This window comes from Rhodanobacteraceae bacterium, assembly GCA_024234055.1.
Lineage (GTDB): Bacteria > Pseudomonadota > Gammaproteobacteria > Xanthomonadales > SZUA-5 > JADKFD01.
In genome coordinates this window covers 107,054-132,766 of sequence record JACKOW010000011.1, presented here as the reverse complement: position 1 = coordinate 132,766, position 25,713 = coordinate 107,054, and the positions used below count along the sequence as shown (strand labels likewise).

Genomic DNA, 25,713 nt, shown 5'->3' with positions numbered 1-25,713 from the left:
TCCACGCCCACGCCCGACACTCGCTGCGGCGCTGATTTCAGACAGCGCTGCACCCAGCCCTTGGGCTTTGCAGTGGCATCGGCGCGGCAGAGAAAGCAATCGCCTGATGCTCCCTTAGCGCCTGACCGCTGCACCGACCACCCAGGGGATGCGAGCGCTGACTCGGGGCCAGCATCAACCTGAATCGCAGAACTGGGCCGGCGTGGGAAGAGGTCCGGGGAAGAAAATGACGCCCACAAAAAAGCCCAAGCGATCAACTGCTTGGGCTTTGCTTTTGGCGGAGAGACAGGGATTCGAACCCTGGATGGGTGTTTTGCACCCATACTCCCTTAGCAGGGGAGCCCCTTCGGCCTCTCGGGCATCTCTCCGTGATCGTCAGGAATCAGCTTCTGTTGAGGGGAAATCGCCCTCGGTGCCGTCTTCCTTGCGAATTCTTTGATAAATCTCTTCGCGATGTACCGCGACATCCTTGGGTGCATTGATACCGATACGCACCTGATTGCCTTTAACACCAAGCACCGTCACCGACACCTGATCACCGATCATCAGGGCTTCGCCGACGCGACGCGTCAAGATCAGCATCCATTCCTCCTGCCGCCACCCCGGAGACTACCCGGGATATCGTGAGTGCGAAACTGCGCACCCGTAACTGTCCCTGTCACAACGCGCGTGACCATTCCTGTCTGCGCGAAACGCGAATGGTAGCGTAGTCGGGTGACCAAGAGCAATGCCGTTGGTGATCCGAGTGGGCGGCGGAACACGCAGGGCGCGAGCGGTTGCAGGTCCGCATTGGTCTGGACAACTGGAATCGCCGCTCACTCCGGTCCGGCCTCCGGACTCATTCGCCGGCTCTTCGTAGCCCGAAGTGCGCGCAGCGCTCTCCGGGCGGTTACGCCAAAAAGCCCCGCTGAGCCGCTTCGCGGCACAACGGGCTACGCGCAAGAGCTGGGCTCACTGCCCGCGTGCCATGTCTGGCCGACACGGCTGGCCTGAGCGGCCAGATTACAACTTGCTGCCGACAAACGCCGGCAGCGCCTTGAGTGCGGCTTGTAGTTCCGGGACGTCATTGCAGCCGCCCTGGGCCATGTCGGGGCGACCGCCGCCCTTGCCGCCGGCCTGAGAGGCCACGTGCGCCAGCACTTCGCCGGCCTTGACGCGACCGAGCGCGCTGCCGCTGACGCCGGCAATGAGCGTGGCCTTGCCGTCCTGGGCCGAGGCCAGCACGACGACGGCGTCACAGAGCAACTGCTTGAGCTTGTCGAGCATCTCGCGCAGCACCTTGGCATCAATGCCTTCCAGGCGCGCCGCCAGCACCCGGATATCGCCCACGGCCACGGCGCCGGACACCATGTCATCCACGGAGGCACTGGCGGCCTTGGACTTCATTGCCGCCAGTTCGCGCTCGTCACGCTTGATGCGCTCCAGCAGGGCTTGAACCTTGGCGATGACCTGATCGCCACCACCGAGCATGCCGGCCAACTCGCGCAGGCGCTGCTCCTGTTCCTGCACCCAGGCCACGGCGACGGCGCCGGTGATGGCCTCGATGCGGCGCACACCGGAGGAAATGCCGGTTTCGCTCAAGATCTTGAACAAACCGATGTCACCCGCGCGCGAGACATGCGTACCACCGCAGAGCTCGGTGGAGAAATCGCCCATCTTCAGCACACGCACGTGATCGCCGTACTTCTCGCCAAAAAGCGCCATGGCGCCGAAATCGAGCGCCTCCTGCATGCCCATGTGATGGACTTCGGCCTGCGCATTGGCGCGGATCTGCTCATTGACCCGGTTCTCGATACGCTGCAGTTGTTCCGGCGTGATCGGCTGGAAGTGGGAGAAATCGAAGCGCAGGCGATCGGGCGCCACCAGACTGCCCTTCTGCTGCACGTGATCGCCCAATTCCTCGCGCAATGCGGCGTGCAGCAGATGCGTGGCCGAATGGTTGAGAACGATGGCGCTGCGGCGTTCGTGATCGATCCGGGCGCTGACGCTGTCGCCGACGCGGAGCACGCCGGCGTCGAGCTGACCCAGATGACCATGGAAAACGGCCGCCAGCTTGATGGTGTCGACCACGGCAAAGTTGCCATTTTCGGCACGGAGTTGGCCTTGATCGCCCTGTTGACCACCGCTCTCGGCATAGAAGGGCGTGCGATCGAGAATGATCAGGGCCCGGTCGCCGCCGACGATCTGCTCGCGTACCTGACCATCGACCAGAATGCGCAGGACCTTGGCCTGCTCGATGGCCTCGTCGTGATAGCCGCAGAATTCGGTGGCCGGCAAACCAGCCACATGTTCGGCCGTGACCTGCACGCCGCCACCGAACTGGCTGGCACTGCGGGCGCGATCGCGCTGGGCAGTCATGGACTGCTCGAAGCCATCCATGTCCACCGACATGCCGCGCTCGCGCGCCACGTCGGCGGTCAGATCGACCGGGAAGCCGTAGGTGTCATAGAGCCGGAAGGCGTCGGCACCGGGGATCTGGCCTGCATTCCTGGCCGCGATCTGCTCGAACACCTTCATGCCGCTGTCGAGGGTCTCGGCAAAGCGCTCTTCTTCGGCGGCCAGTACCTGATCGACCAGCCTGGCTTTGTTGGCCAATTCCGGATAGGCCTGCCCCATCTGCGTCACCAGTGGTGCCACCATGTGATGGAAGAAGGCCTTGCGCACACCGAGTTTCCAGCCATGGCGCAGCGCCCGGCGGATGATCCGGCGCAGCACATAGCCGCGACCTTCATTGCCGGGAAGCACGCCATCGACGATCAGGAAGGCGCAGGCTCGGATGTGATCGGCGATGACCCGCAGCGAGGCATTGGTCAAATCATCGGTATCAGTCAACCGGGCCGCCTGCGCAATCAGCGCCTGGAACAGATCGATCTCGTAATTGGAATGCACGTGCTGCAGCACCGCCGCCAATCGCTCCAGGCCCATGCCGGTATCGACACAGGGACTGGGCAGGGGCGCCATGCGGTATTCGGTGAGCGTGTACCTGAGCGCACCATCGGCGCTGCGACTGGCCACCGGCGGCTGCACCACCTTGCCGTCGGCCAGCGCCTGCGCATAGGCTGCGCGCGCGGCATCGCTGCTGGCGTACTCGGTACTGCCGCTGACCGAGCGGTCGTACTGCATGAACACCAGGTTCCAGATTTCGATGTAGCGGTCGCCATCCTCGTCGGGCGATCCCGGAGGACCGCCAGCGATTTCCGGCCCATGGTCGTAGAAAATCTCCGAGCAGGGGCCGCAGGGGCCGGTGTCGGCCATCTGCCAGAAGTTGTCGGAGGCAAAGGGCGCACCCTTGTTGTCGCCGATGCGGACAATGCGTTCGGCCGGCACGCCGATCTCCCGGTTCCAGAGATCAAAGGCTTCGTCGTCGGTGGCATAGACCGTCACCCAGAGCTTGTCGGCGGGCAGGCCGTAGACACCGGTCAGCAGTTCCCAGGCGTAATGAATGGCATCGCGCTTGAAATAATCGCCGAAGCTGAAGTTGCCGAGCATTTCAAAGAAGGTGTGATGGCGCGCGGTGTAACCGACGGCGTCCAGATCGTTGTGCTTTCCACCCGCACGCACGCAGCGTTGCGAGGATGCGGCGCGGGTGTAGTCGCGCTTCTCGGCGCCAAGAAAGGTGTCCTTGAACTGGACCATGCCCGAGTTGGTGAACAGCAGGGTTCCGTCACCGCCTGGCACCAGCGAACTCGATGGCACATGCCTATGCCCCTTGCCGACGAAGTAGTCGATGAAGGCCTGACGAATCTGGTTGGTGGTTTGCATCGGATCGGACCCTGAGTTTGAGCGCACGCAGCTAACCCCGGAATCTAACCTGTCCGGGGTCGAGACTGCACTCTTGAACGCATGGGGATTGGACGGTCGCGCCGCCAGGGCGCTCCTACGAGTGGCCATGGGCGTTGGTAGGAGCGACCTCGTGTCGCGACTGTCACGCCATGTGCCTTCGCAAAGACCGGAACCTGCGCTGGGCTGTAGGCAAGAGCGGGACGCGAAGGACGCGAAGGAAAAGCAGAAAGAACGCGTAGAAGAGCGAAGCCAATCCAGAATCAGCTTCTCTCTGCGTACTCTGCGGCCCTTGGCGTTCTCCGCGTTGAAGATTCTCGCCATCGGCAGCCGGCAAAGATTATCGACCCAGGACGGTGACGGTCGCGCCGCAAGGGCGCTCCTACTGGGAACCGCACACGGGTAGGAGCGACCTTGTGTCGCGACCGCCGTGTCGCGTGCCGTCGCGAAGACCGGGATTTGCGGGGTGCCGGACTCAGAAGCTGAACGCGGAGAACCCAGAGAAGAGCAAGAACCATCCTGGATCAGATTCTCTCTGCGTCCTCCGCGGCCCACTGCGTTCTCCGCGTTGGAGATTCTGGCCGCCAAATCTCGTTGCCGTTCAATAATGCCGCGGCTAGATGAACTGCGGTCGCGCCGCGAGGGCGCTCCTACCCGGAGCTGTCGACTGCCGGCAAGGCCTTGCGGATGGTTGGGGTGTCGTAGCCCCTGGATTGCAGAAAGCGGGCGCGTCGCGCCCATTCCTGGTAGTCGACCGGTGCGTCGGTGCCGAACTTGCGTTCAGCCACATCACGGGCCTGCTCTATCCAGTTGATGGCCTCGTCGTCATCGCCGGTCATGCTTGAATCGGCGGGCAATCCGGCCTGCTGCAGGGATTGACGGATGCGCGCCGGACCGTGGCCCCGACGCAACCCGCTGACGATGCGCGCGCGTGCCGCGCGCTCGTCGCTGAGCAATCCGGCCTCAAGCATCGCATCCAGCGCTTGATGGATTTCATCGGCCGGGTAGTCACGCTGACCCAGCTTCTGTTCCAGTTCCATGCGCGAATGTTCGCGCATGGCCAGCAAGGCCACCGCCGCAGCATAGGCGCTGCGACGTGGCTTCCCGCTGGTCGGCTCAGCCTTCATCCGCGGCAACCGCCACGGCTGGTGCGCCGATGTCCAGCAGCTTCTCGCGGATGCGGGTCTCGATTTCCTGGGCCATCTCCGGATGCTGCTTCATGTACAGGCGCACATTGTCCTTGCCCTGTCCGATGCGCTCACCGTTGTAGCTGTACCAGGCGCCGGATTTCTCGACGATGTTCTGGGCCACGCCCATCTCGATGATCTCGCCTTCGCGCGAGATGCCCTCGCCGTAGAGAATCTCGAACTCGGCCTGGCGGAACGGCGGCGCCATCTTGTTCTTGACCACCTTGACGCGGGTTTCCGACCCGATCACCTCGTCGCCGCGCTTGACCGAGCCGGTACGGCGGATATCCAGGCGCACCGAGGCATAGAACTTCAGCGCGTTGCCGCCGGTGGTGGTTTCCGGGCTGCCGAACATCACGCCGATCTTCATGCGGATCTGGTTGATGAAGATCACCAGACAGTTCGACCGCTTGATGTTGCCGGTGAGCTTGCGCAGGGCTTGGCTCATCAGTCGCGCCTGCAGGCCGACATGGGAGTCGCCCATCTCGCCTTCGATTTCCGCCTTGGGCACCAGAGCGGCAACCGAATCGACCACGACCACATCAATGGCGTTCGAGCGCACCAGCATGTCGGTGATTTCCAGGGCCTGCTCGCCGGTATCAGGCTGCGACACCAGCAAATCATCGACATTGACGCCCAGTTTCTCGGCATAGGTGGGATCGAGTGCATGTTCAGCATCGACAAAGGCCGCGGTGCCACCGGCGCGCTGGGCGGCTGCCACCACCTGCAGGGTCAGGGTGGTCTTGCCGGAGGATTCCGGCCCATAGATTTCCACCACACGACCACGCGGCAGACCGCCAATGCCGAGCGCCACATCCAGCCCCAGGGAGCCGGTCGAGATCGCCTCGACGGCATCGGAGGTGCGATCACCCATGCGCATCACGGTGCCTTTGCCGAACTGTTTCTCGATCTGCGAAAGTGCAGCCGATAGCGCACGGCGCTTGTTGTCGTCCATGTTGATGTCCTCGAAAGCGAAAGGTATGGGCCGGCTTTATGGGGCCGCCGCGTCTCAGCGATTGAGATTCGGCACCGGATGAATCAATGATGCCATAGCGGCCGCATCGGCTCTGTCAGAATGCTTCGCTGGGTGTTGTCAGAATTTTCTGTAATCCTGCCAGCGCGACGGCCACTGTCTGCCGCCGAACCGCGTCGCGATCGCCTTGCAGGTGAACCACTTGCGTGATCGGCGGGTGATGTCCCCTGCCCCAGGCCAGCCAAACCGTGCCCACCGGCTTGCCCGGCGTACCGCCACTGGGACCGGCAATACCGGTGATGGCCACGGCGACGTTGGCGCGACTGCGCGAGAGCGCACCGCGGACCATCTCGACCACCACTTCCTGGCTGACGGCGCCGTGCATTTCCAGGGTCACCCGGGAGACACCGAGCATCGACTCCTTGGCCTCGTAGCTGTAGGCCACGAAACTGCAATCGAACCAGTCCGAGCACCCGGCGACTTCGGTCACCACCTTGGACAGCCAGCCGCCAGTGCAGGACTCTGCCGCTGCCAGTTTCATCCGGCGGGCCAGCAACAAGCGTCCGATTTCGGCGCCGGCCTCGTGCAGGGCTTGTTCTTCGGAAGCGGGCGAAGGCACGGTGTCTGGCGTCCTGAACGTGAGCAAGGCTGCAAAGATACCTTGGGATGAGGTTTCGGGTGCGGGATTGCGCCTCAAAGCTCACGCATTACCACCACCCATGGCTCCTAGCCCGCATTTCTCGCACCTGCGCGAGCAGATGCCCCCAATCTTCTAGTGATAAAAGGGTATTCCGAGGCACGCACCAGTCACAGAGTGTTTGGCTGCATCTGCCCGCTTTGCGGCCCTCGCTGGATCTTTGCGACTATCGCTGCGTTGCTCCTCCTCGCAATGGAATCACCATTCCTCGTCGTCGCGCCTTGCGCTAGTCGCAAAGCCCTGCGCGATCTTCCGCAACAGGTGCGAGAAATGCGGGCTAGACCAGAACTTGTCGGGTACTCGCCAGAAAAGCGTGGATTTCCTGCTCGGTGCGGGTGTCGATCATGTAGACAGGGCGCTTGCCGTTGGGACAGGGCAAGCGGGGTGTGGTGCCGAACAAGCGGCAGATCAAGGGCCGCTCGGCATAGACCTCGCAGCCACGCGCGCCCAGATGCGGGCAACTGAGCTCGGCGAGGGCCCGGTCGTGCTCGGCCTCGGTCTTGGCCGGCAGGCGCGCCATTTCTTCCGAGGACGCCGTCACCGGGCCGCAACAGTCATGGCAACCGACGACACAACTGAAGGTCGGAATCCGCGCTCTCAGTGCATTGATCTTGCGATCGTTGGGGGTCAATGCCGGACTCCTCAGGTTTGCAGTGCTTGAGTGTAGCGCAGCGCCGCGCACCGGCAGCGGCAGCGAGGCTGCCGAGGGCATGTCTGGCCAAAATCGAGGCGCGAGGCAGTGGCGCAACCAAGGAAAAAGGCGGCCAATGGCCGCCTTTTCCAGTTCATCTCAGACTTGTTCGGTGGAATTCCGGCTGGCGCCGGAGTTCCACCCTACCTCAGGCTCAGCTGTTACGGCGGACCGCGACGAAGCCGAGCAGACCCAGCATCAGGCCGAGCAGGATCAGGCCGTACTGGTTCACGGTCGGGATTTCCTCGATCGGGAAACCGACCTGCACGCTGACATTGCCCACATTGTTGGCGGTCACCGGATCGGAGGTATCCGACACCGTGCTGGCGTTCACCGCCGTGGCGCCCTGGTTGTTGCTGAAGGCCACCACGCTCAAGGTGCGCGAGGCATTCACCGCCGTGGCGCCGGCCCAGGTGCAGGTGACCACGCCACTGTTACCCACCTGCGGTGTGGTGCAAGTGGCGCCGGTGGCCGTGTGCGCGGTGTAGCGGAAGTCCGGCGTCAGGGTCATCGTGATTGACAGATTCTGCGCATCCGACGGACCCTGGTTCAGGCTGACCGCCGTGAAGGTCACCGGCTCATTGGTCAGCACCGCCAGCGAGGAGGCGCTCAGCGTCAGCTGCAGATTGGCGTCGGCCGCGACCAGCGTGGTCGCCGTGGCGCTGTTGTTGGCGCCATTCGGATCGGTCGAAGCCGAACCCACGGTGGCCGTCGCGCTGATGCTGCTGCCATCCGGTGCCGAAGCCGACACCGCGACCGTGATGGTGGCCGTTTGCGAAGTCGTTGGCGCGAAGCTGGTCGGGAAGGTGCAGACAATCGGCGCACCCGAGCAGGTACCGCCGCCGGTGGTCGAGCCCGACACGAGGGTCGTATTGGCCGGTACCGGCATTGTGACCGTCACACCAGTTGCATCGGACGGGCCGGCATTGGTCACGGTTGCGGTGTAGACCAGATTGGTGCCAGCAGTCACCGGATCGGGGGCGTCGGTCAGGGTGATCGAGAGATCGGCCGAAGCGTTCACCGTCGTGGTCGCCGTGGAGTTGTCGTTGCCGGAAACCGGATCGGTGGTGCCGGATGCCGCCGTGGCGGTCGCCGAAAGCACGCCGGTGGTTGCCGGTGCTACGGTCGCGACGATGGTGGCGTTGACCACACCGGTCGGCACGGTGGCACCCGCCCAGGTGCAAACCACGGGTGTCGTAGTGTTGCAAGTACCACCCGCACTGGGGGTCGCCGACCCGAAGCTGGTGCCCGCCGGCAGCGGCAGCGTGATGCTGACATTCTGCGCGTCGGAGGGACCGCCGTTGGTCACCGTCGCCACATAGGTCAGATTGGTGCCGGCAACCACCGGATCGGGCGTATCGGTCAGCGTGATCGACAGATCGGCATTGGTGATCACGGCGGTGGTCACACTGGCATTGTTGTTGGCCGGAACTGGATCGGTACCGAGCGAAGCGGTGCTGGCATTCAGCGTCAGCGAGGCACCGTTGGCCGTGGATGCTGGGACACCGACAACGACCGAGACACTGCGAGCCGCAGCGCTGGCGGTGTTGCCGGCCCAGGTGCAGGTCAAGGTGCCATTGGCGCCAACAGCCACGCCAGAACAGACACCGCCGACATCCGGCGTCGCCGAAGCAAAGGTGGTTCCGGCCGGCAGCGGCAGCGTGATCGACAGATCAGGGGCTGGATTCGGGCCGTTATTGGTCGAGGTCGCAACATAGGTGATGCTGTTGCCGGCAATCACCGGGTCCGGAGTATCGGTCAGGGCCAGGGTCAGATCAGCGACGGGCGTACCGAGCGAGGTCACAACAAATTCCCAGCCGTTGTTGGCGACTGGCGTGCCCACGAAATTGATGCCTGCACCCGCCGGGTTCGACGGGGCGAAGAAGCTGCCTGCCGCCGTGGTCTGAAACATGACGTCAGTGCTGGATCCGAGGTCCACCGGACTGAACAAGCCGGTGCCAAAATTGTTGAGTTCGGTATTGGTGGCGCCGGTCGTCGTATTGACATTGTCGAAAGTGATACCGGCCCAGAGCGTGGTCGTGGCACCTGCGGGAATCGGAAATCCTGGCGCGGGGAGGTTGCCGGTCAGAACGACGACGCCCGGCTGGAAGGTGAAGGCATTGAAGGTGTAGCCGATGCTCGTACCGCCCGGGGCATAGTAGGTTCCCGGGCCATTGCCCAGACCGGCGCCGAGGGACGGGCCATCGGCATTCCAGAAGCGGATTCGTGCCCGCACCGATTGCGGCGTGCCATTCAGATTGGCTACGGAGAAGCGCAACGTGGTGACGTTGCCCACACCCGGATAGGTCGTGAAGGTGAGATTGTCCATCACCAGACGAGTGATACCGGCGGACGCGCCGCCATTTGCGAATGCAGAACCGGTAAAATTAGTGACGTTTGAGTACACGGCCAAAGGGTCAACGGCGCGCAGGGCCCGCGGGCCGCCGCTGCCATTGATTTCGGCCAGAGGCACATAGGCCTCCACCGTCAGATTGCTGGCGGGCAGTTCGATATCCTGAGCGTAGACGGGACTGCCGCACAGCAGCAGTCCACCAAGCAGCAGTTGCAGGGCGCGATTCATGGGGCAGACTTCTCCGAGTCGTTGAGCAGGGCAGCTGCGCCTGGCGGGCGCAGCACAACCTCTCATATTAGGGGATTCGACCGCTGCTGTCGCCCGCCAGACCATGAGATTGCGCCTGGCGGAATGAAATCGACAGCAACCGGGTCCGATCAGAACCGCCCCGCCTGGAAGTCCTCGACCGCCTGCATGATCTCCTGTCGTGAGTTCATCACGAAGGGCCCGTAGCGCGCCACCGGCTCGCGCAGCGGCTGACCGGCCACCAGAATGGCACGTGTATCGGCTGTCGTGGAACGCAGACGCAAGACCTCACCGGCAGACAGCACGCCCAGTTGACGCGCCGACAGCGAGGTAGTCGCCATCTCGGATTCCACTTCCAGCCCGCCCTCGTAGACGTAGATGAAGGCATTGTGGGCTGGCGGCAGCGGATGCTCGAAGCGGGCACCTTCGCCCAGATGCAGATCCAGATACACCGGCGACGTTGCCGGCTGCTCGATCGGCCCGCTGACACCGGCCACCTCTCCGGCTATGACCTTCACGCGCACACCAACCGCCGCTTCCACCCGCGGAATCTGCTCCGGTCCATATTCCTGATAGCGCGGCTCGCTCATCTTCAAGCGCGCCGGCAGGTTGATCCACAGCTGGAAGCCGCGCATGCGGCCTTCTTCCTGCTCCGGCATTTCCGAATGCACCAGCCCGCGCCCGGCGCTCATCCACTGCACCGAGCCCGGCACCAGCAGGCCCGAGTTGCCGTGATTGTCGCGATGGCGCATGCGCCCGTCGAGCATGTAGGTCACGGTCTCGAAGCCGCGATGCGGGTGATCGGGGAAACCGGCGATGTAGTCCTCGGGCTGGTCGGTGCCGAATTCGTCCAGCATCAGGAAAGGGTCGAGTTCCATCAGCGCCGGCGAGCCGATGACGCGGGTCAACTTCACGCCGGCCCCATCCGAGGTGGCCATGCCGCGAATCGTCTTGAGGATATGACGGGCACTCATGTTCGAAACTCCGATGATGGCTGACAAGGGACTGCGATGCTCTTGGGCAGATGCGATGAACTCAGGCGGCTAGTGCCAGGCTGGCCGGCACAGCACCCAGGGCATCGTTCAGGGCCGATTCCCGCAGCTCCGAACGAGCCAGTCCCTGGGCACGCACCACCCGAACATCGCTGACCCCGAGAAAGTTCAGCACAAAGCGCAGGTAGGATTCGTGATGCTCGCTGGGACCACCCAGTTCGTGCACGCCGCCCTGGGTGATGGCCAGGATCGCCACCTTGCCCTTGGCCAGACCCTCAGGTCCGGTGGCGGTGTAGCGAAAGCTCTTGCCGGCAATGGCGATACGATCGATCCAGGCTTTCAAAGTCGACGGGATCGAGAAGTTGTACATCGGCGCGCCGATGACCAGCACATCGGCCTCGAGGAAATCGTGTAGCGCCCGTTCTGACCGGGCTGTCTCGGTGGCATCCACTTTCGCCAGTGATCCGGCACTCAGATGGGGCAATGGCTCGGCATCCAGATCCAGCCGCGTGAGCTGCAAGCCGGGGTTCTGCATCGTGAGACGCTGGACGATCTCGGCCGTCAGCGCGCGACTGGCGCTGTTGTCGCCAAGGATGCTGGAATCGATGTGCAAGAGTTTCATGAGGATCTCCATGATTTGACGGCCTATCCGCCCGGAGATTGATGCTATTGCTGATATCAATGCTTGATAATCAGGTGAATTCGAGATTCAGTGTTCCGAATTTGCGGTCATTGATAGGGTTGAGCGGCCACACCGGATCGGAGAAGAAGCCTGGGTCCGCGAAGCACGCGAGAGAGGACTTGGGACGCATCCTCACACCTGCACAAGCAGCGTCCAGACAAGTCTGGACTTCCAACAGCACTACACCAGCGAGGCCCTACGATGATTCCTGCAGCCAGTCTCGACGATCTGTACTACTACGCCATGGTGGTCAAACACGGTGGCTTTGCCGCGGCTGGACGAGCCATCGGCACGCCGAAATCGCGACTGTCGCGGCATGTCAACGCGCTGGAGGAAAAGCTCGGAGTGCGCCTGCTGCAGCGCTCCACGCGGCGTTTTGTGGTGACCGAGACCGGCCAGCAGCTGTATCGCCATTGCCAGGCCATGCTCGCCGAAGCCGAGGCGGCGCTGGACATTGCTGCCATGGCGCGTGCCGAGCCGCGCGGCCGCATCCGGGTGGCCTGTCCCACTGGCGTGGCCGGCAACATGCTGGCACCGGTGTTACCGCAGTTCATGGCCCGCTACCCGCAAGTGCAGGTGGAGCTGGAGGTCAGCAATCGCCGCGTCGACGTCATCGGCGAGGGCTTTGATGTCGCGCTGCGGGTCAGAACCCAACCCAGTGGTGAAGACGGCCTGGTCATGCGCAGTTTCGCTGAGCTGTGCGAACTGCTGGTGGCCAGCCCCGGCTATCTGGCGGCCAATGGCGCACCCCTGCAGGCGCAGGACCTGGCCCGACATCAGACCCTCAGCTTTGATGGCAGCGGCGAGCGTCACCACTGGGAGTTGCGCGGCCCCGACGGCCAGAGCGAGCGCGTGGAACACCAGCCGAGACTGATCTGTCACAACTTCCAGGTCCTGTTGGACGCCGCCGTGGCCGGCCTGGGCATTGCCCTGATTCCTGAAAGCGCCGCACGCGAAGCGATTGGCCGGGGCCATCTGGTGCCGGTGCTCTCCGGTTGGTCGCTGCCGCAGGGCATTTTCCACGCGGTGTTCCCACACCGACGCGGATTGCTGCCCGCGGTGCGTGGTTTCATCGACTTTCTGGTGGAAACCATGCCTTCGGCGGCCCTCTGAGCCGGCCGAACAGCCCACCTGTGGGAGCGGATTCATCCGCGACTGGAGTTTGGCTCCGCCAGGCATGGCAGTCGCGGATGAATCCGCTCCCACAGCGGGCGGCTTGTGGGCCACCAGTCCAGACCGACACCAGCGCACCGATGCGGGTAGGCTATAACCGAACTGACTGACGACGGAACGCCCCCGATGAGCGAGTCTTCCAAAGCCGCCGTGCGCCTGACCCACCACATTCTGATCGGCCTGGTGCTGGGGGCACTGGTGGGTGCGGCCCTCAACCATTTCAGTGCCGGCCATCCCTGGCTGCAAACCTACATCACTGCCGGAATCCTCAAGCTCATCGCCGATCTGTTCCGCAACGGCCTGATGCTGCTCGTGGTGCCGCTGGTGTTCTTTTCGCTGACTTCGGGCGTGGCCTCGCTCGGTTCACCCTCGCAGCTGGGCCGCCTGGGCCTGAAGACCATCGGCCTGTACATCCTGACCACGGTCATGGCCGTCACCATGGCGCTGGCGCTGGCGGTCTGGATTCAGCCGGGCTCGGGCCTGGCTGAACTGGCGGCCAGCTTCGAACCGCCAGTGGCACCACCATTGGCTGACGTCATCTCCAACATGGTGCCGCGCAATCCGGTGCAAGCCATGGCCGAGATGCAGATGCTGCAGATCATCGTCTTTGCGGTGCTGTTGGGGCTCGCCATCACCATGGCCAAGGACGCCGGCCAGCGTGCCGCCGGCATGATCGAGGACTGGAACACCGTGGTGCTGCAACTGGTGACCATCGTCATGAAATTCGCTCCGATCGGCGTATTCGCCCTGTTGGCGCGAGCCGTGGCCGAGTTTGGCTTCGACACGCTGAAGAAACTGGCGATCTATTTCATTCTGGTGCTGGTGGCACTGGCGCTGCACCTGTTCGTGATCCTGCCGACGCTGCTGAAACTGGTCGCACGTCTGAATCCGATGATCTGGCTGCGCAAGATGTCCGAGGTCTGGCTGTTCGCCTTCTCCACCTCGTCCAGCAACGCCACGCTGCCGGTGAACCTGCGGGTCTGCGAGGAACGCCTGGGTGTCTCCAACCGCGTCGCGGCCTTCTCGATTCCGCTGGGTGCCACCATCAACATGGATGGCACGGTGATCATGCAGGGCATCGCCACGGTGTTCATCGCCCAGCTCTATGCCGTGGACCTGACCATGGCGCAGTTGCTGACCGTGGTGGCCATGGCCACGCTGGCCGCCGTCGGCACCGCCGGCGTGCCCAGCGCCGGGATGATCATGCTCGCCTCGGTGCTGGCCCAGGTGGGTCTGCCGGTGGAGGCCATCGGCATCATTCTCAGCGTGGATCGTTTGCTGGACATGGCGCGCACGCTGGTCAACACCTCGGGCGATGCGGCGGTGGCCTGCATCGTGGCCCAGAGCGAGGGCGAGCTGGATCTTGCGGTCTACAACGGCGAGTAGGCTGGCACCAATGGCGGAATTTCTCGGCCAATGGCTGTCGAGGTCGCTACTGGCTGTGCTGATGGCCGTGGGCAGTGCCGCCGCCCAATGGACGCCGTCGATCACGCTGAAACCGGGCGAATACCTGTGGCTGCCCGAACTGGCCGGCGCTGGCCCGGTGGTGATGCTGGTCAGCCTGCCGCAGCAACTGGCTTTCGTCTATCGCAACGGCGTGCGTATCGGAGTAACCACGATCAGCAGCGGGCGACCAGGATTCGAGACGCCCACCGGCGTCTTCCGGATCCTGCAGAAGCGTCGCGAGCACTATTCGAACCTCTACGACAGCGCGCCCATGCCTTACATGCAAAGGCTGACCTGGGACGGCGTGGCGCTGCACGCCGGGCGGGTCACGGGCGCGCCGGCCTCGCACGGATGCATCCGCCTGCCCGAGACCTTCGCCCGCAAGCTCTTCGATCTGACCACCACCGGCATGATCGTGGTCGTCGCCGACGACGAGGTCTCCGCGCCGGTGCTGACCTACCCCGGATTCCTGGCGCCGGTCGCAGCCGACTCGGGGCGCGACCTGACTCGGCTGAGCAGCATCGACGAGGGATTCATCTGGCAACCCGAACTGGCGCCCGAGGGTCCGTTGTCGATCATCATCAGCAGCGCGGATCAGGCCCTGGTGGTCTCCCGCCAGGGCGTGGAGATCGGCCGCTCCGACTTGCGCATACCGGCCGGCGTGCACTTCGGGCTGCACGCCTTCGTGATGCTGGAGGGCTTTGACGACAAACCGCATCCGCTGCTGGCCGGACGCCAGGCGCACCGTTGGCAGTCGCTGGCCCTGCCTGATCACGACCCGCCGGGGCATCAGGATTTCGACATCCAGGCCGTGCAGGGCCTGGGGCTGTCGCCGAGCTTTGTGGCTCTGCTAGACGCTGCACTGATGCCGGGCACCACGGTGGTCGTCACCGATGAGGCGCTCGGTGCCGGCAAGGCCGAGGTTCCCGCCTTGTTGCGTACAGATGAAGCGGCGAATCCGGATCCGCTGCCTTCACCTTGAAGCTCGGTTAATCTTGCGCCCCTATGACCCGACTGATTCCTCTTGCGGCATGGGCGCTGCTGCTGCACTCCTCCCTTGCCTGCGCCGCCACCGATCTGGCCTCGCAACTGGCCAAGGCCGCGAGTGGCGCTGATCCCGCCGTCGTCCGTCTGGCGCTGGCTGCGCGCGCCTGTGCTCTGGAATCAGGCGCTGTCGATCCCGGCGCACGGCTGACGCTGATCGACTATTCCAAACCGTCCACCGAGAGGCGTCTGTGGGTCTTTGATCTGCAAACCGCGCAGGTGCTTTATGCCGAGCACGTCGCCCATGGCCGCAGCAGCGGCGAGAATCTGGCGCGCCATTTCTCCAATGCCAACGGCAGCCACCAGACCAGTCTGGGGCTGTTCCGAACCGCCGAAACCTATCAGGGCGGCAATGGCTATTCCCTGCGCATGGATGGCCTGGAACCCGGCATCAATGACCAGGCCAGGCCGCGGCAGATCGTCATGCACGGCGCGCCCTATGTGAATCCGGAAATGGCGCTGCGCCAGGGTCGGTTGGGACGCAGCTACGGCTGCCCGGCCGTGCGTCCGGCCGTAGCCCGGCCCTTGATCGACAGCATCAAGGAGGGTCAATTGCTGTTTGCCTACTATCCGGACAGCGATTGGCTGGCGCAGTCTCGCTTCCTGAAATGCGAAACGGCACGATCCGGACTGGCGGCACTGTACAGCGGCGGCAATCGTGCCGGTGCTGCGCCCTGAGGCTGGGGCGATTGGCGCCAGCCTTTGCGATGCCCGAAGCAGTGGGCCATGAACAGCCGACTGCAGGAGCGCCCTTGCGGCGCGACCATCCTCCCCTGAGGCAAGTGGTGGAAAGAAGCTGGACGCAGAGAACACAGAGGAAAATCAGAGAGAACGCAAAGAAGAGCGTGAATATCTTCGAGATTCCCCGAAAAGATCGTTATCGCGGGCCACACTGGTCGGTCAGCCGCTCAAAGCGGGCAACAAGCCGGCGTCATTGCGAGCCACCTGTTTCGGCCCGACTCTGCCCACAGGCCATGAACCCGCCGTCGTAGGTCATGTTGTCCGCGTCAGCGGACTACGTGACATCGAGTTGCGTCACGTAGCTCGCTACGCGAGCAACGTGACCTACAACAGCAAATCAACAACTGACGATTTGGGTTCATGGAGCGCAGCGAAGCAATCCAGAAGTACGCTTTCAAGAGCACTGGATTGCTTCGTCACTGCGTTCCTCGCAAAGACGCATCAAAGGCTTTCGGTGCGGGCGCATGGAAAGCGACACCACCGGCACCCTGCAACCGGCAACAACAAGACTCCCTTCAGCGCTCCGTACGCCAACTGGCCGACATCTTCTGCTCGGTACCACTGATGCCTTCGAGCTCGATGTTCTCGGTGAGCCGGTAACGCAATATCACCAACTGGGTAGCATTGAGCAGGCTGGTGCCGTAGCCGACGAAAAAGCGCGGCGACACGTACTTGCCCACCACCAGGGCCGAACCGATGGCGGCGCCGAAACTCTCGACGCCGGCGGACACGCCGATCTTCTGACCGATGCTGCCGGCCACCAGACCACCGCCGGCGGACTGCAGCGCGCTGGCGTATTCGCCCACCTGTTGACCATCGGCCCCGCTGGCGGTGGCGAGGGGTCGGCCGAGCACCAGATAGGACACGGTTTCCGATTGATCCAGCGAGGGATCGGAATACAGACGGACCGCCGGCCGTCGGGCATTGCCGCGCACCTGCACGCCAACCCGCTGGCGATCGATCTTCTTGACCGCGAGGATGTCCAGGCTGGGATTGTCGGCGCGTCCGGTAAAGCCCAGGCGACCGCGCTCGATATCCAGTTTCTGGCCATAGGAACTGTAGATGCCCCGGACCAGCATCTCGCCCTGGGCCTGAGCCGGCGTGCCCGGACGTTGGGTCACCCGGATACCGCCGCTGAGCGAAGCCTCCAGGCCAAAGCCACGCAGATCGACCGCGGAAATGAAGGCCAGACTGATATCAGCCTTGATCGGCAGTGGCGGTGGCGGCGCGGGCGCGTCGACGATCACCACATCCTCGGATGCGGGCACCGTCGGCGCAAACCGGTCCAGATCGATCTTGCCCTCGCGCAAGAGCACGCCGCCTTCGATCTGAAAGCCCTCCTGGTTGCGCTTCAGCACGAAATTGCTGTCGCCGATCAGGCGCACCGCCGGCAGGTCTACCAAGGCCGCGTTGTCGCCGCGGATGGTGATTTCGGACCCACCCTCCTCGTCCAGACCGATCAGTCCCTGCAGATGCAGGCGGCCAGGCGCGATGCCCAGATCGCCCTCCAGTCGCAGCAAGCCATCATTCTCGAACAACACGGTCAGACTGCCGTCAGTGGCCTTCAGGCCGGCAGCCGGCAGCTCGAAGCTGAGGGCAGTGGCTTCGAGCTGTCCCTGCACACTCGACGGTTCTGACAGTGGCGCCCGCAACTCGCCGGAGAGCGCGCCGCGCATGGACTGGACTTCAGCCGTCAAACCATCCACCAGACTGAGATCGCTGATGTCCAGATTGGCCACATATTCGCCCTCGGGCGTGTTCAGACCGGTGGCCCGCACCTGGACCTGTCCGTGATCGATCAGGTTGATCCGGGCTCTGAATTCAGCCGCGGCGCTGTCGAAACTGGCCAGACCATCGAAGCCCAACGGCTCCTCCCCTTGGGCGGCGCCGCGCAGCGTGCCGGCTTCAATGCCGAAATCGAGCTTGCCGCCGAACTGGCCCTCGGGATTGAGGCTGAGCTGGCCGCCACCACTGAGCTTGCCGGTGACGGTCCAGTCGCTGGGCGGCGCCCAGGCTTGCAGCTCAGCGAGCGCCAGATCGACCAGATTGATGTCGATCAGCGTCTGCTCGGCGCTGCGCTGCAAGCCGATGCAGGCCCGTGCCGGCTCGGCGCGGAGGCACAAGGGCGCCATGCTGGTAGAATCCGCGGCCAGGCGCAGCGCCGCCGGTTCCTCCAGCGACCAAGCGGCGCCATGGATCGGAGCCAGATCTACCTTGTCGATCACCCCGGTCCAGACCTCGTCGACCAAGGAGCCACCCAGGCCCACCGCGATCTTGCCTCGCGCTTCGCTGGCGACCAGCAACAAGCGATGCTCGGCCTGATTTCCGCTCAAGCTCAGCGTCAGCGGCTTGATCACGGCGCCATCCCGCGTCACTTCCGAGGCGGTCAGCTCCAGCGCCCAGTCGCTACCCTTGCTGATCTCGATCAGGCCGGCGCTGATGCCGTCGCTCTCGAAGTCGCGCAACTGCAGCGTGGCCTCGGTGGCATTCACCCGATCGCCGTCCAGCCGGGTGCTGATTCGGCCACTCACTGTGCCACTCATCGGCGCCAGCAGAGACAGGTCGACATCATTCAGATCGGCGCTGATGGCAGCGTCGTCGGCCACCTTCAAGCCGAGTTTCCCCGAGCCCCAGCCCAGATCCAGCTTTCCGGCCGTGGGACTGGCGTCTGCCCCATCCAGGGCACCGCTCAGAGCAAACGCCTGATCGCGCAGCGTACCCTTGAGGTCCACCTCGCCCAGCGACCAGCGCGTTGCTTCGCCGATGGATACCGATACATGCAGCTTGCCGTCCAATGCGCCCGGCCACTCTGGCACCAACAAGCCGGGATCGAGTGCCGCCAGCGCCAAATCGGCTTCGATGCCCATGTTGTCGCCCAAGGCAATCGCGCCGGACAGGTCGACCCGACTCTGCGCCCAGCTCAGTTGCGAGGGGGCAATGACGATGCGTTCGGGCGTGCCTGCAGCACTGAGCTGGATGGGGCCGGTGGCCTCTCCCTGTTGCCAGCTGCCGACCAGATCCAGCTGCCAGTCGTCAGCGCGACCGCCGAGCTTGAGATCGCCATCCAGACGCGGCGCCGGCTTGGGTAGATCGCCGCGCCAATCGCCCAACCAGAGCCCCTTCATCGTGCCCGTGATCTCACCCGGCTCGGCTTCGGCCGAGAGCGGCCAGAAGCCGCTGAAGGACAGGCTGCCGATGGCACGCGATTTGAGCTCGGCGCGTTCCAGATGGACCTGATTGTCCTCGATACCGATACCGGCTACGGTCAGATTGAGGGTCTTGCCATCGACCGTCACCGGTCCCTGGATGCCGAGCTTTTCATTGGCATAGTCGAAGCTGAGATCGATATCGAGCATGCGCACCGGCGCATCCAGACCAAAACTCCGGAGATCCAGCGACGTGGCGCCAAAGCGTCCCTGCACGCCGGGTGTTTCCAGCGGCTGAGCCAGATTGGCCTCGACATTGACGGCGCCGCCGCCCTCCAGGGACAGATCGACACTGACCTCGTCGAGATCGCCGGACAAGGTCAGCTTGCCGCGATGGGCAATGGCCGGCAGCGTCCACTCACCTTCGCTGGCCAACTCGCCGGCCCAGTCGGCATTGGTATCGACCGCGGCACTGGTGCGCAAGGCGAATTCGCCCTGGCTGAGCGACAGACCCTCCACCTTAAGCTTGCCATCCCGCAGCGCAATCTCGCGCGCCCCCACGGAAAACACGACCGGCGCGTCGCCACCGAGATTGATCTCGTTGGCCAGGAGTTCGATGTTTCGAAGCACCACATCCACCGGCAGGTCGAGCCCACCGGGACGTCCCGCCGCCTCCGCCTCCCGATCTGCCGAGGTCTCGCTGGTCTCTTCAAAGGTATAGCGGGCACCCGAGAGTCGCAGCGATTCCAGACTGAGCTCGCCACCCAGCAATGCCCAGGGCTGCAGCTTCATGCGCAGCTGCACGGCGCTGATACGCACGCCCGGAACCTTGATCACCGGCGTGTCCAGTTCGAAACCCTGAGCCACGCTGCCGCGCAGCTGCTGGTACTCGATGCCGCCGCCAGCCGCGCCCAGCCCGCGTTGCAGGGTCCAGCCCAGCCCGGATTCGGTGTAGAGCAGCCAGTACAGGGCCAGGGACATCAACAGCAGCAGCGTCGCTGCCGCGATGAGCACCCATTTCAGGATGCGCCGCCTCACAGCTCTGGCCCGATGGTCAGGTGCAGGCGAATGCCGGAGCCGTCTCCGGCCACCGGATGCGCCAGATCAACCCGAACCAGTCCCACCGGGGAGCGCCAGCGCAGGCCGACACCGACACCCGCGGCCAGCTCGAAATCACCGGCGTTGAAGGCGTTGCCGGCATCCACGAAGCCAGCCAGACCGAAGTCGCCGAAGAGATGTTTTTCGTACTCGAAGGAGCCTACCGCCAGATAGCGTCCACCGCCGACGTTTCCAAGGGCGTTGGGCGGTCCCAGGGTCTGGTAGGCGAATCCACGCAGACTGCGATCACCGCCGGCGTAGAAGCGCAGCTCCGGCGGCATCTGCTCGAAATCATCGGTCCACAGGGCACCCAGCGCCAGCCGCGCGAACCAGCGATTGCGCTCGCCCTGGGGTCGCAGCAGCTTGGCCTCGGCCCGCACCTGGGCAAAGGCAGCATCGCCCAGCCCGGCGGGCGCGCCGCGCGCCTCCAGGCTCAGGGACCATCCCTGGCGCGGGCTCAGGAAATCGTCGGCCAGACGCCGGGTCCAGCGCACTTCCGGGTAGAACAAGGTGCTTGAGCCTGGAATCTCGCCGGCCACGAAGTCGCCCAGCTGGGCGGCGAGCCCGTAGGCGAACAGACCCTCGTCGTTCTCGCGGATCTTCGAGATCTGCAAGGTGGTGACCTTCTGCGTCGAGGTATCGGTTTCCTCGTCTCGGTAGCCGAGGTTGATGCCAATCGATTCGCGATCCGCCGCGCGCAGGGGGATCAGGTACTGGCCACTCACCGAGTTCAGTCGTTGGCTGAGTTCGGCGCGGCTGGAGAACTTGTGCCCGGATTGGTTGACCCAGCGTCGGGTCATGCCGCCGAGCAGACCAACGCCGCTGTCGGTGCCAAAACTGACACCGCCGGTGTAGACGCTGCGCTTGGCCGGGGAGACGCGAACCACGATGGGCACCGTTTCGCCCACGGCATTGGGCTTGTCAGCAGTGACCTCGACTTCGCTGAAGTAATCGCTGTCAAGCAGACGCTGCTGCAGCTCGATCAGCTTGTCGAGCCGGTAGGGCTTGCCCTGCTCGTAGGGCAGATAGCCACTGAGCACCTCATCGGGCAGCTGCGAGCCCTGATAGCTGGTCGGGCCGAAGGCAAAACGCGGCCCGGACGCGAACTTCAGTTCGACCTGAGCGCTGTGGTCTGCCAGTCGCACGGCGACGCGCTTGCGCAGGATCTCGGCGTCCAGGTAGCCGCGCTCGGCCAGCGCGTCCTCGATCCGGGCCTTGCTGGCCTCGTAGATCCGATGGTCCAGCTGCGCGTCGACAGCGGGCGCGAACTCGGCCACCGCCTGTTTCACCGCCTTGTCCTCGCCCCCCGGGCCGTCCACCGCCAGGGACACCGCGCTGACCTTGGTCGGCTCGCCGGGATCGACCGCAAAGCGCGCCATCCAGGTGCTGCCGTCCAGATCCAGCGTGCTCTTGACCTCGGCATGGTAATAGCCGAATGGCTGCAGCGCCTTGCTCATCTGTGCAGGCGCACGCCCGTAGACGCGACGCACGAGGGCATCGCTGGCATCGCTTCGGGACATCAGGCCCTTGAGCTCCAGTGATCCCGACACAGCCTGGCGCATTTCACCCTTGACCCCGGTGATGAAGATGCGCACCCGCTGCTGGCTGCGGTCCCTGGGTGCAGCACTGCCGGCGGAATCGACCGGCGGCGCCTTTTCCTGGTCGCCCCACAGGGTGGCGCACGCAGGGAGCGTCAGCGCCATGCCCACCAGCAGCAGCTGCCGAAATCTGTTCTTCTTGGGCTTGTGTTTCAATGTCATGGGCCAAACATAGCGCGACTGGCGTCAATATGGACTGACGTGGGCGCCACTGCCCTGAACAGCTCCGGCTAGTCGACGCCACGAATCGTTAAATCTGTCTGATTGGCTGGGCCTGCCGCGGAACCTGAACACCGATTGCTGTCTAAGCCCCGGTATCCCCCTTCCCACTAGAAGATCCTGATCCTATGTCTCAAGCTCGAGTTGGAGTGGTTGTGACCCTGGTGGCCATCGCGATCGGCGCCGGTCTGTACGCGCAATCAGGCACCCGCGCCGAAGCCCAGGCCGCGGAAATGTCGCGCCCGGCAGAGTCGGCTGCGGCCATTTCCAGCAGCGGCATCGCCCTGCCCGATTTCCGTGACATCGTGCGCCGCAACCGCGAGGTCGTGGTGCAGATTGCCGTGCGCGGTGAGGACCGCCGATTCCACCAGCAGTTCGGCGATGACAGTCCCTTTGGCGAGTTCTTCCGGCGCTTCGGTGTCCCCGGCAACCCGGGCGCACCTGATGGCGGCGGACAGGCTCCCGAGCGCCGCGGTTCGGGCTCGGGCTTCATCATCGGCAGCGAGGGCCGCATCCTGACCAACGCCCATGTGGTCAAGGACGCCGACGAAATCACCGTGACGCTGTCGGACAATCGCGAGTTCAAGGCCAAGGTGCTGGGCTCGGATGAACGCACCGATGTGGCCCTGATCGAGATCGAGGCCAAGGATCTGCCGGTCGCCCGCCTGGGTGATTCAGACCAGATCGAAGTTGGCGAATGGGTGCTGGCCATCGGCGCACCCTTCGGCATGAGCTACACCGCCACGCAGGGCATCGTCAGTGCCACCGAACGCCAGCTGCGCGAAACCTATGTGCCCTTCATCCAGACCGATGCTGCGGTCAATCCGGGCAACTCCGGTGGTCCGCTGTTCAACGCCCGGGGTGAAGTGATCGGCATCAACTCGCAGATCCTCTCAGGCAGCGGCGGCTACATGGGGTTGAGCTTTGCCATTCCGATCAACACCGCCACCCTGATCGCCACGCAGCTGGCGGACAAGGGCTTTGTTGAACGCGGCTACCTTGGCATCCAGTTCCAGCCGGTGGGCGGCCGCGAGGCCCGTGCCTTTGGCCTGGATCGTCCGCGCGGCGCGCTGGTGGCCTCGGTGGAACCCGACGGTCCGGCCGAGAAGGCCGGTATCCAGCGCGGCGACATCGTGCTCAGCTACAACGGCAAGGTGCTGGAGACCTCGGGCGAATTGCCGCCCCTGGTGGGCGCCACCCCGGTGGGTGCCAAGGCCAAGATCAAGGTGCTGCGCGATGGCAAGACCAAGGAACTGACCGTCACCATCGGCAAGCTGGATGAAGAAGCGGTGGCGGGCGCTGGCGGCAGCAAGCGCGGTGGCGAGCCGGCCGAGGAGCGCGAAAGTCGACTCGGCCTGGCGCTGTCCGATCTGACCGACGAGCAGCGCGAACAGCTCAAGATCGATGGCGGCGTATTGATCACCGGCGTACAGCCCGGCCCGGCGGCACGCGCCGGCCTGGCCCGCGGCGATGTCATTCTCGAAGCCAACCGCAAGAAGGTCGATTCGATCAGCGCCCTGCGCAAGGCCATCGGCGACGCCGACGAGAATGACGCCACGCTGCTGCTGGTCAAGCGCGGCGCCGGCTCGCTGTTCATCGTGATCGAGCCGGAGTAGGGGCTGGTTGTCGGTTGTCGGTTGTCGGTGAGAGCCAAGCGAGGGCAAGAGGGTACGAAGCATCTTGCATCGTGCTGGCGTCATTGCGAGCGTAGCGAAGCAATCCAGGAGTGTGCGGCGCTACCCTGGATTGCTTCGTCGCTGCGCTCCTCGCAATGACGCCGAGGTAGTTTGTGCTCTCTTGCCGTCGCGTCGTCCCGCCCTCGTGCCCTCATGCCCTCATGCCCTCGCTGAACGTGCCCTCGTGACCTCGCTGAACGTGCCCTCGTCCAAGCCTTCCCGACCTGCTATACCGGCGGCCTTGATTTGACGGAGTCGCGGCCTTGATGTCGCGCTCCCCTTGCCGGAGCCGACCCGCTTGCCTTCCCACTTGAGCCCGCTGGCCGGGCAGAGCGCGGCGCAATTGCCGCCGCTTGATGTTTCCGCACTGCTGAGCGCCTACAGCGATCTGCGACCCGATCCGGGCGTGGCGGCGCAGCGGGTGTCCTTCGGGACTTCGGGCCATCGCGGACGTGCGCTCTCGTGCAGTTTCAATGCCTGGCACGTGCAGGCGATCGCCCAGGCGGTGTGCGAATACCGCCATGCCCAAGGCATCGACGGTCCGCTGTTCGTTGGTTGCGATACCCACGCGCTGTCGCAGCCAGCCTTCGAAAGCGTGATCGAAGTGCTGGCAGGCAATGGTGTCCAGGCCATGATCTCGCTCGGCGGCGAGTACACGCCCACACCTGCGGTCTCGCACGCCATCCTCAGCCACAACCGCAGGCGCAACCAGGGACTGGCCGACGGACTGGTGATCACGCCCTCGCACAATCCGCCCGAATACGGCGGCATCAAGTACAACCCCAGCGACGGCGGTCCGGCCGGCACCGACATCACCCGCGGGATCGAAGCACGCGCCAATGCCTTGCTGGAGGCCAAGCTGGCCGGCGTACGCCGGGTCTCGCTGCGCCAGGCGCTGGCGGCGGACACCACCCGCGAGTACGACTACCTTGGCAGCTATGTCGCTGATCTTTCTTCTGTTCTGGATCTGGACCTGATCGCCGCTGCAGATCTTAACATCGGCGTCGACCCGCTCGGAGGCGCCGGACTGCGCTACTGGCCGCGCATTGCCGAGACTTACGGCCTGAGACTGAACCTGGTCAGCCAGGACCTGGACCCGAGCTTTGCCTTCATGAGTCTGGATTGGGATGGTGCGATCCGCATGGACCCGTCCTCGTCCTGGGCGATGCAGCGTCTGCTCGGCATGGCAAGCAATTTCGACATCGCCTTCGCCTGCGACACCGATTACGACCGCCATGGCATCGTCACCCCCAGCGCCGGTCTGCTGCCATCCAACCACTATCTGTGTGTGGCCATCGACTACCTGTTCCGCCAGCGCACGGGCTGGCGTGCAGGCGCGGCCATCGGCAAGACCGTGGTCAGCAGCGCGCTGATCGATCGCGTGGCGGCACGGCTGGGCCGGGAACTGTACGAAGTACCGGCTGGCTTCAAGTGGTTTGCCGAAGGCCTGCATCGGGGTGAACTCGGCTTTGCCGGCGAGGAAAGTGCCGGTGCGACCTTTGTCCGCAAGGACGGCAATGCCTGGACCACCGACAAGGACGGCATCACGGCGGCGCTGCTCTCAGCCGAGATCACCGCCCGCTGCGGTCGCGATCCCGGCGAGCTCTACCGCACGCTGACCGGCGAACTCGGCGAGCCGCACAGCCGACGGGTCGAGGCCGCGGCCTCCGGGACGCAGCGCGCCCGACTGGGCCGCCTGAGCGCTGCCGATCTGCAGGCCCGCACGCTAGCCGGAGACCCTATTCTGCAGACGCTGGATCGCGCCCCCGGCAACGATGCGCCGCTGGGCGGCATCAAGGTGATCACCGCCCAGGGCTGGTTTGCGGCACGCCCTTCGGGCACCGAAGACATCTACAAGATCTACGCCGAGAGCTTCTGCGACGAGCAGCACCTCGATGCCATCATCGAGCAGGCGCAGCAGGTGGTCGACGCCGCGATCGCCTGATCACGGCGTCAGTTCAGTCGCTGACT

General features: G+C 64.4%; 17 protein-coding genes and 1 tRNA gene. 6 read left to right on the top strand and 12 right to left on the bottom strand.

The genetic code is table 11. The features are described 5' to 3' along the window. Window positions 1-275 precede the first annotated feature (275 nt). The 10 genes from H7A19_16495 to H7A19_16450 all read right to left on the bottom strand — a co-directional run bounded on the left by H7A19_16495 (window position 276) and on the right by H7A19_16450 (window position 11,541). A tRNA-Ser gene (locus tag H7A19_16495) sits at window positions 276-368 on the bottom strand. 7 nt (window positions 369-375) lie between these two features. Beyond that, the gene (gene csrA, locus H7A19_16490; GenBank protein ID MCP5476430.1) at window positions 376-582 is read right to left on the bottom strand and encodes a carbon storage regulator CsrA; all 207 of its coding nucleotides are present in this window, start codon (window positions 580-582) and stop codon (window positions 376-378) included. A 420-nt stretch (window positions 583-1,002) separates the two neighbouring features. Next, on the bottom strand, window positions 1,003-3,762 hold the full coding sequence (gene alaS, locus H7A19_16485; protein MCP5476429.1) for an alanine--tRNA ligase: 2,760 nt from the start codon (window positions 3,760-3,762) through the stop codon (window positions 1,003-1,005). 668 nt (window positions 3,763-4,430) lie between these two features. Next, complete coding sequence (locus tag H7A19_16480; GenBank protein MCP5476428.1) at window positions 4,431-4,907, bottom strand: regulatory protein RecX; 477 nt, start codon at window positions 4,905-4,907, stop codon at window positions 4,431-4,433. After that, window positions 4,897-5,922, bottom strand: coding sequence for a recombinase RecA (gene recA, locus H7A19_16475; GenBank protein ID MCP5476427.1), 1,026 nt, complete (start codon window positions 5,920-5,922; stop codon window positions 4,897-4,899). Before recA ends, H7A19_16480 begins: the two co-directional genes overlap by 11 nt. A gap of 115 nt (window positions 5,923-6,037) precedes the next feature. Next, on the bottom strand, window positions 6,038-6,559 hold the full coding sequence (locus H7A19_16470) for a CinA family protein (protein MCP5476426.1): 522 nt from the start codon (window positions 6,557-6,559) through the stop codon (window positions 6,038-6,040). 355 nt (window positions 6,560-6,914) lie between these two features. Then, window positions 6,915-7,268 (bottom strand): YkgJ family cysteine cluster protein, encoded by a 354-nt coding sequence (locus H7A19_16465; protein MCP5476425.1) that lies wholly within the window; start codon window positions 7,266-7,268, stop codon window positions 6,915-6,917. 214 nt (window positions 7,269-7,482) lie between these two features. Then, entirely contained in the window at window positions 7,483-9,909 is a 2,427-nt protein-coding gene (locus H7A19_16460; GenBank protein ID MCP5476424.1) for a DUF11 domain-containing protein, read from the bottom strand. A gap of 149 nt (window positions 9,910-10,058) precedes the next feature. Then, a complete protein-coding gene (locus H7A19_16455; protein ID MCP5476423.1) occupies window positions 10,059-10,901 on the bottom strand; it encodes a pirin family protein in 843 nt (280 codons plus the stop codon). 61 nt (window positions 10,902-10,962) lie between these two features. Next, entirely contained in the window at window positions 10,963-11,541 is a 579-nt protein-coding gene (locus H7A19_16450; protein ID MCP5476422.1) for an NAD(P)H-dependent oxidoreductase, read from the bottom strand. A gap of 261 nt (window positions 11,542-11,802) precedes the next feature. Between H7A19_16450 and H7A19_16445 the strand changes: the two genes are divergently transcribed. From H7A19_16445 to H7A19_16430, 4 genes are all read left to right on the top strand, one after another. Beyond that, entirely contained in the window at window positions 11,803-12,714 is a 912-nt protein-coding gene (locus H7A19_16445) for a LysR family transcriptional regulator (protein ID MCP5476421.1), read from the top strand. Between the two features lie 186 nt (window positions 12,715-12,900). Continuing rightward, window positions 12,901-14,160, top strand: coding sequence for a dicarboxylate/amino acid:cation symporter (locus H7A19_16440; GenBank protein MCP5476420.1), 1,260 nt, complete (start codon window positions 12,901-12,903; stop codon window positions 14,158-14,160). 10 nt (window positions 14,161-14,170) lie between these two features. Then, on the top strand, window positions 14,171-15,202 hold the full coding sequence (locus tag H7A19_16435; GenBank protein MCP5476419.1) for a L,D-transpeptidase family protein: 1,032 nt from the start codon (window positions 14,171-14,173) through the stop codon (window positions 15,200-15,202). 23 nt (window positions 15,203-15,225) lie between these two features. Then, complete coding sequence (locus H7A19_16430) at window positions 15,226-15,942, top strand: murein L,D-transpeptidase catalytic domain family protein (protein MCP5476418.1); 717 nt, start codon at window positions 15,226-15,228, stop codon at window positions 15,940-15,942. Window positions 15,943-16,520: 578 nt separating this feature from the next. Here H7A19_16430 and H7A19_16425 read toward each other — a convergent pair. Then, window positions 16,521-20,189, bottom strand: coding sequence for a translocation/assembly module TamB domain-containing protein (locus H7A19_16425; GenBank protein ID MCP5476417.1), 3,669 nt, complete (start codon window positions 20,187-20,189; stop codon window positions 16,521-16,523). Further along, the gene (locus H7A19_16420) at window positions 20,186-22,009 is read right to left on the bottom strand and encodes an outer membrane protein assembly factor (GenBank protein MCP5476416.1); all 1,824 of its coding nucleotides are present in this window, start codon (window positions 22,007-22,009) and stop codon (window positions 20,186-20,188) included. Before H7A19_16420 ends, H7A19_16425 begins: the two co-directional genes overlap by 4 nt. Window positions 22,010-22,299: 290 nt before the next feature. Between H7A19_16420 and H7A19_16415 the strand changes: the two genes are divergently transcribed. Both H7A19_16415 and H7A19_16410 read left to right on the top strand, forming a co-directional pair. After that, the gene (locus H7A19_16415) at window positions 22,300-23,682 is read left to right on the top strand and encodes a DegQ family serine endoprotease (GenBank protein MCP5476415.1); all 1,383 of its coding nucleotides are present in this window, start codon (window positions 22,300-22,302) and stop codon (window positions 23,680-23,682) included. Window positions 23,683-24,040: 358 nt separating this feature from the next. Further along, entirely contained in the window at window positions 24,041-25,687 is a 1,647-nt protein-coding gene (locus H7A19_16410; GenBank protein MCP5476414.1) for an alpha-D-glucose phosphate-specific phosphoglucomutase, read from the top strand. Window positions 25,688-25,713 lie beyond the last annotated feature (26 nt).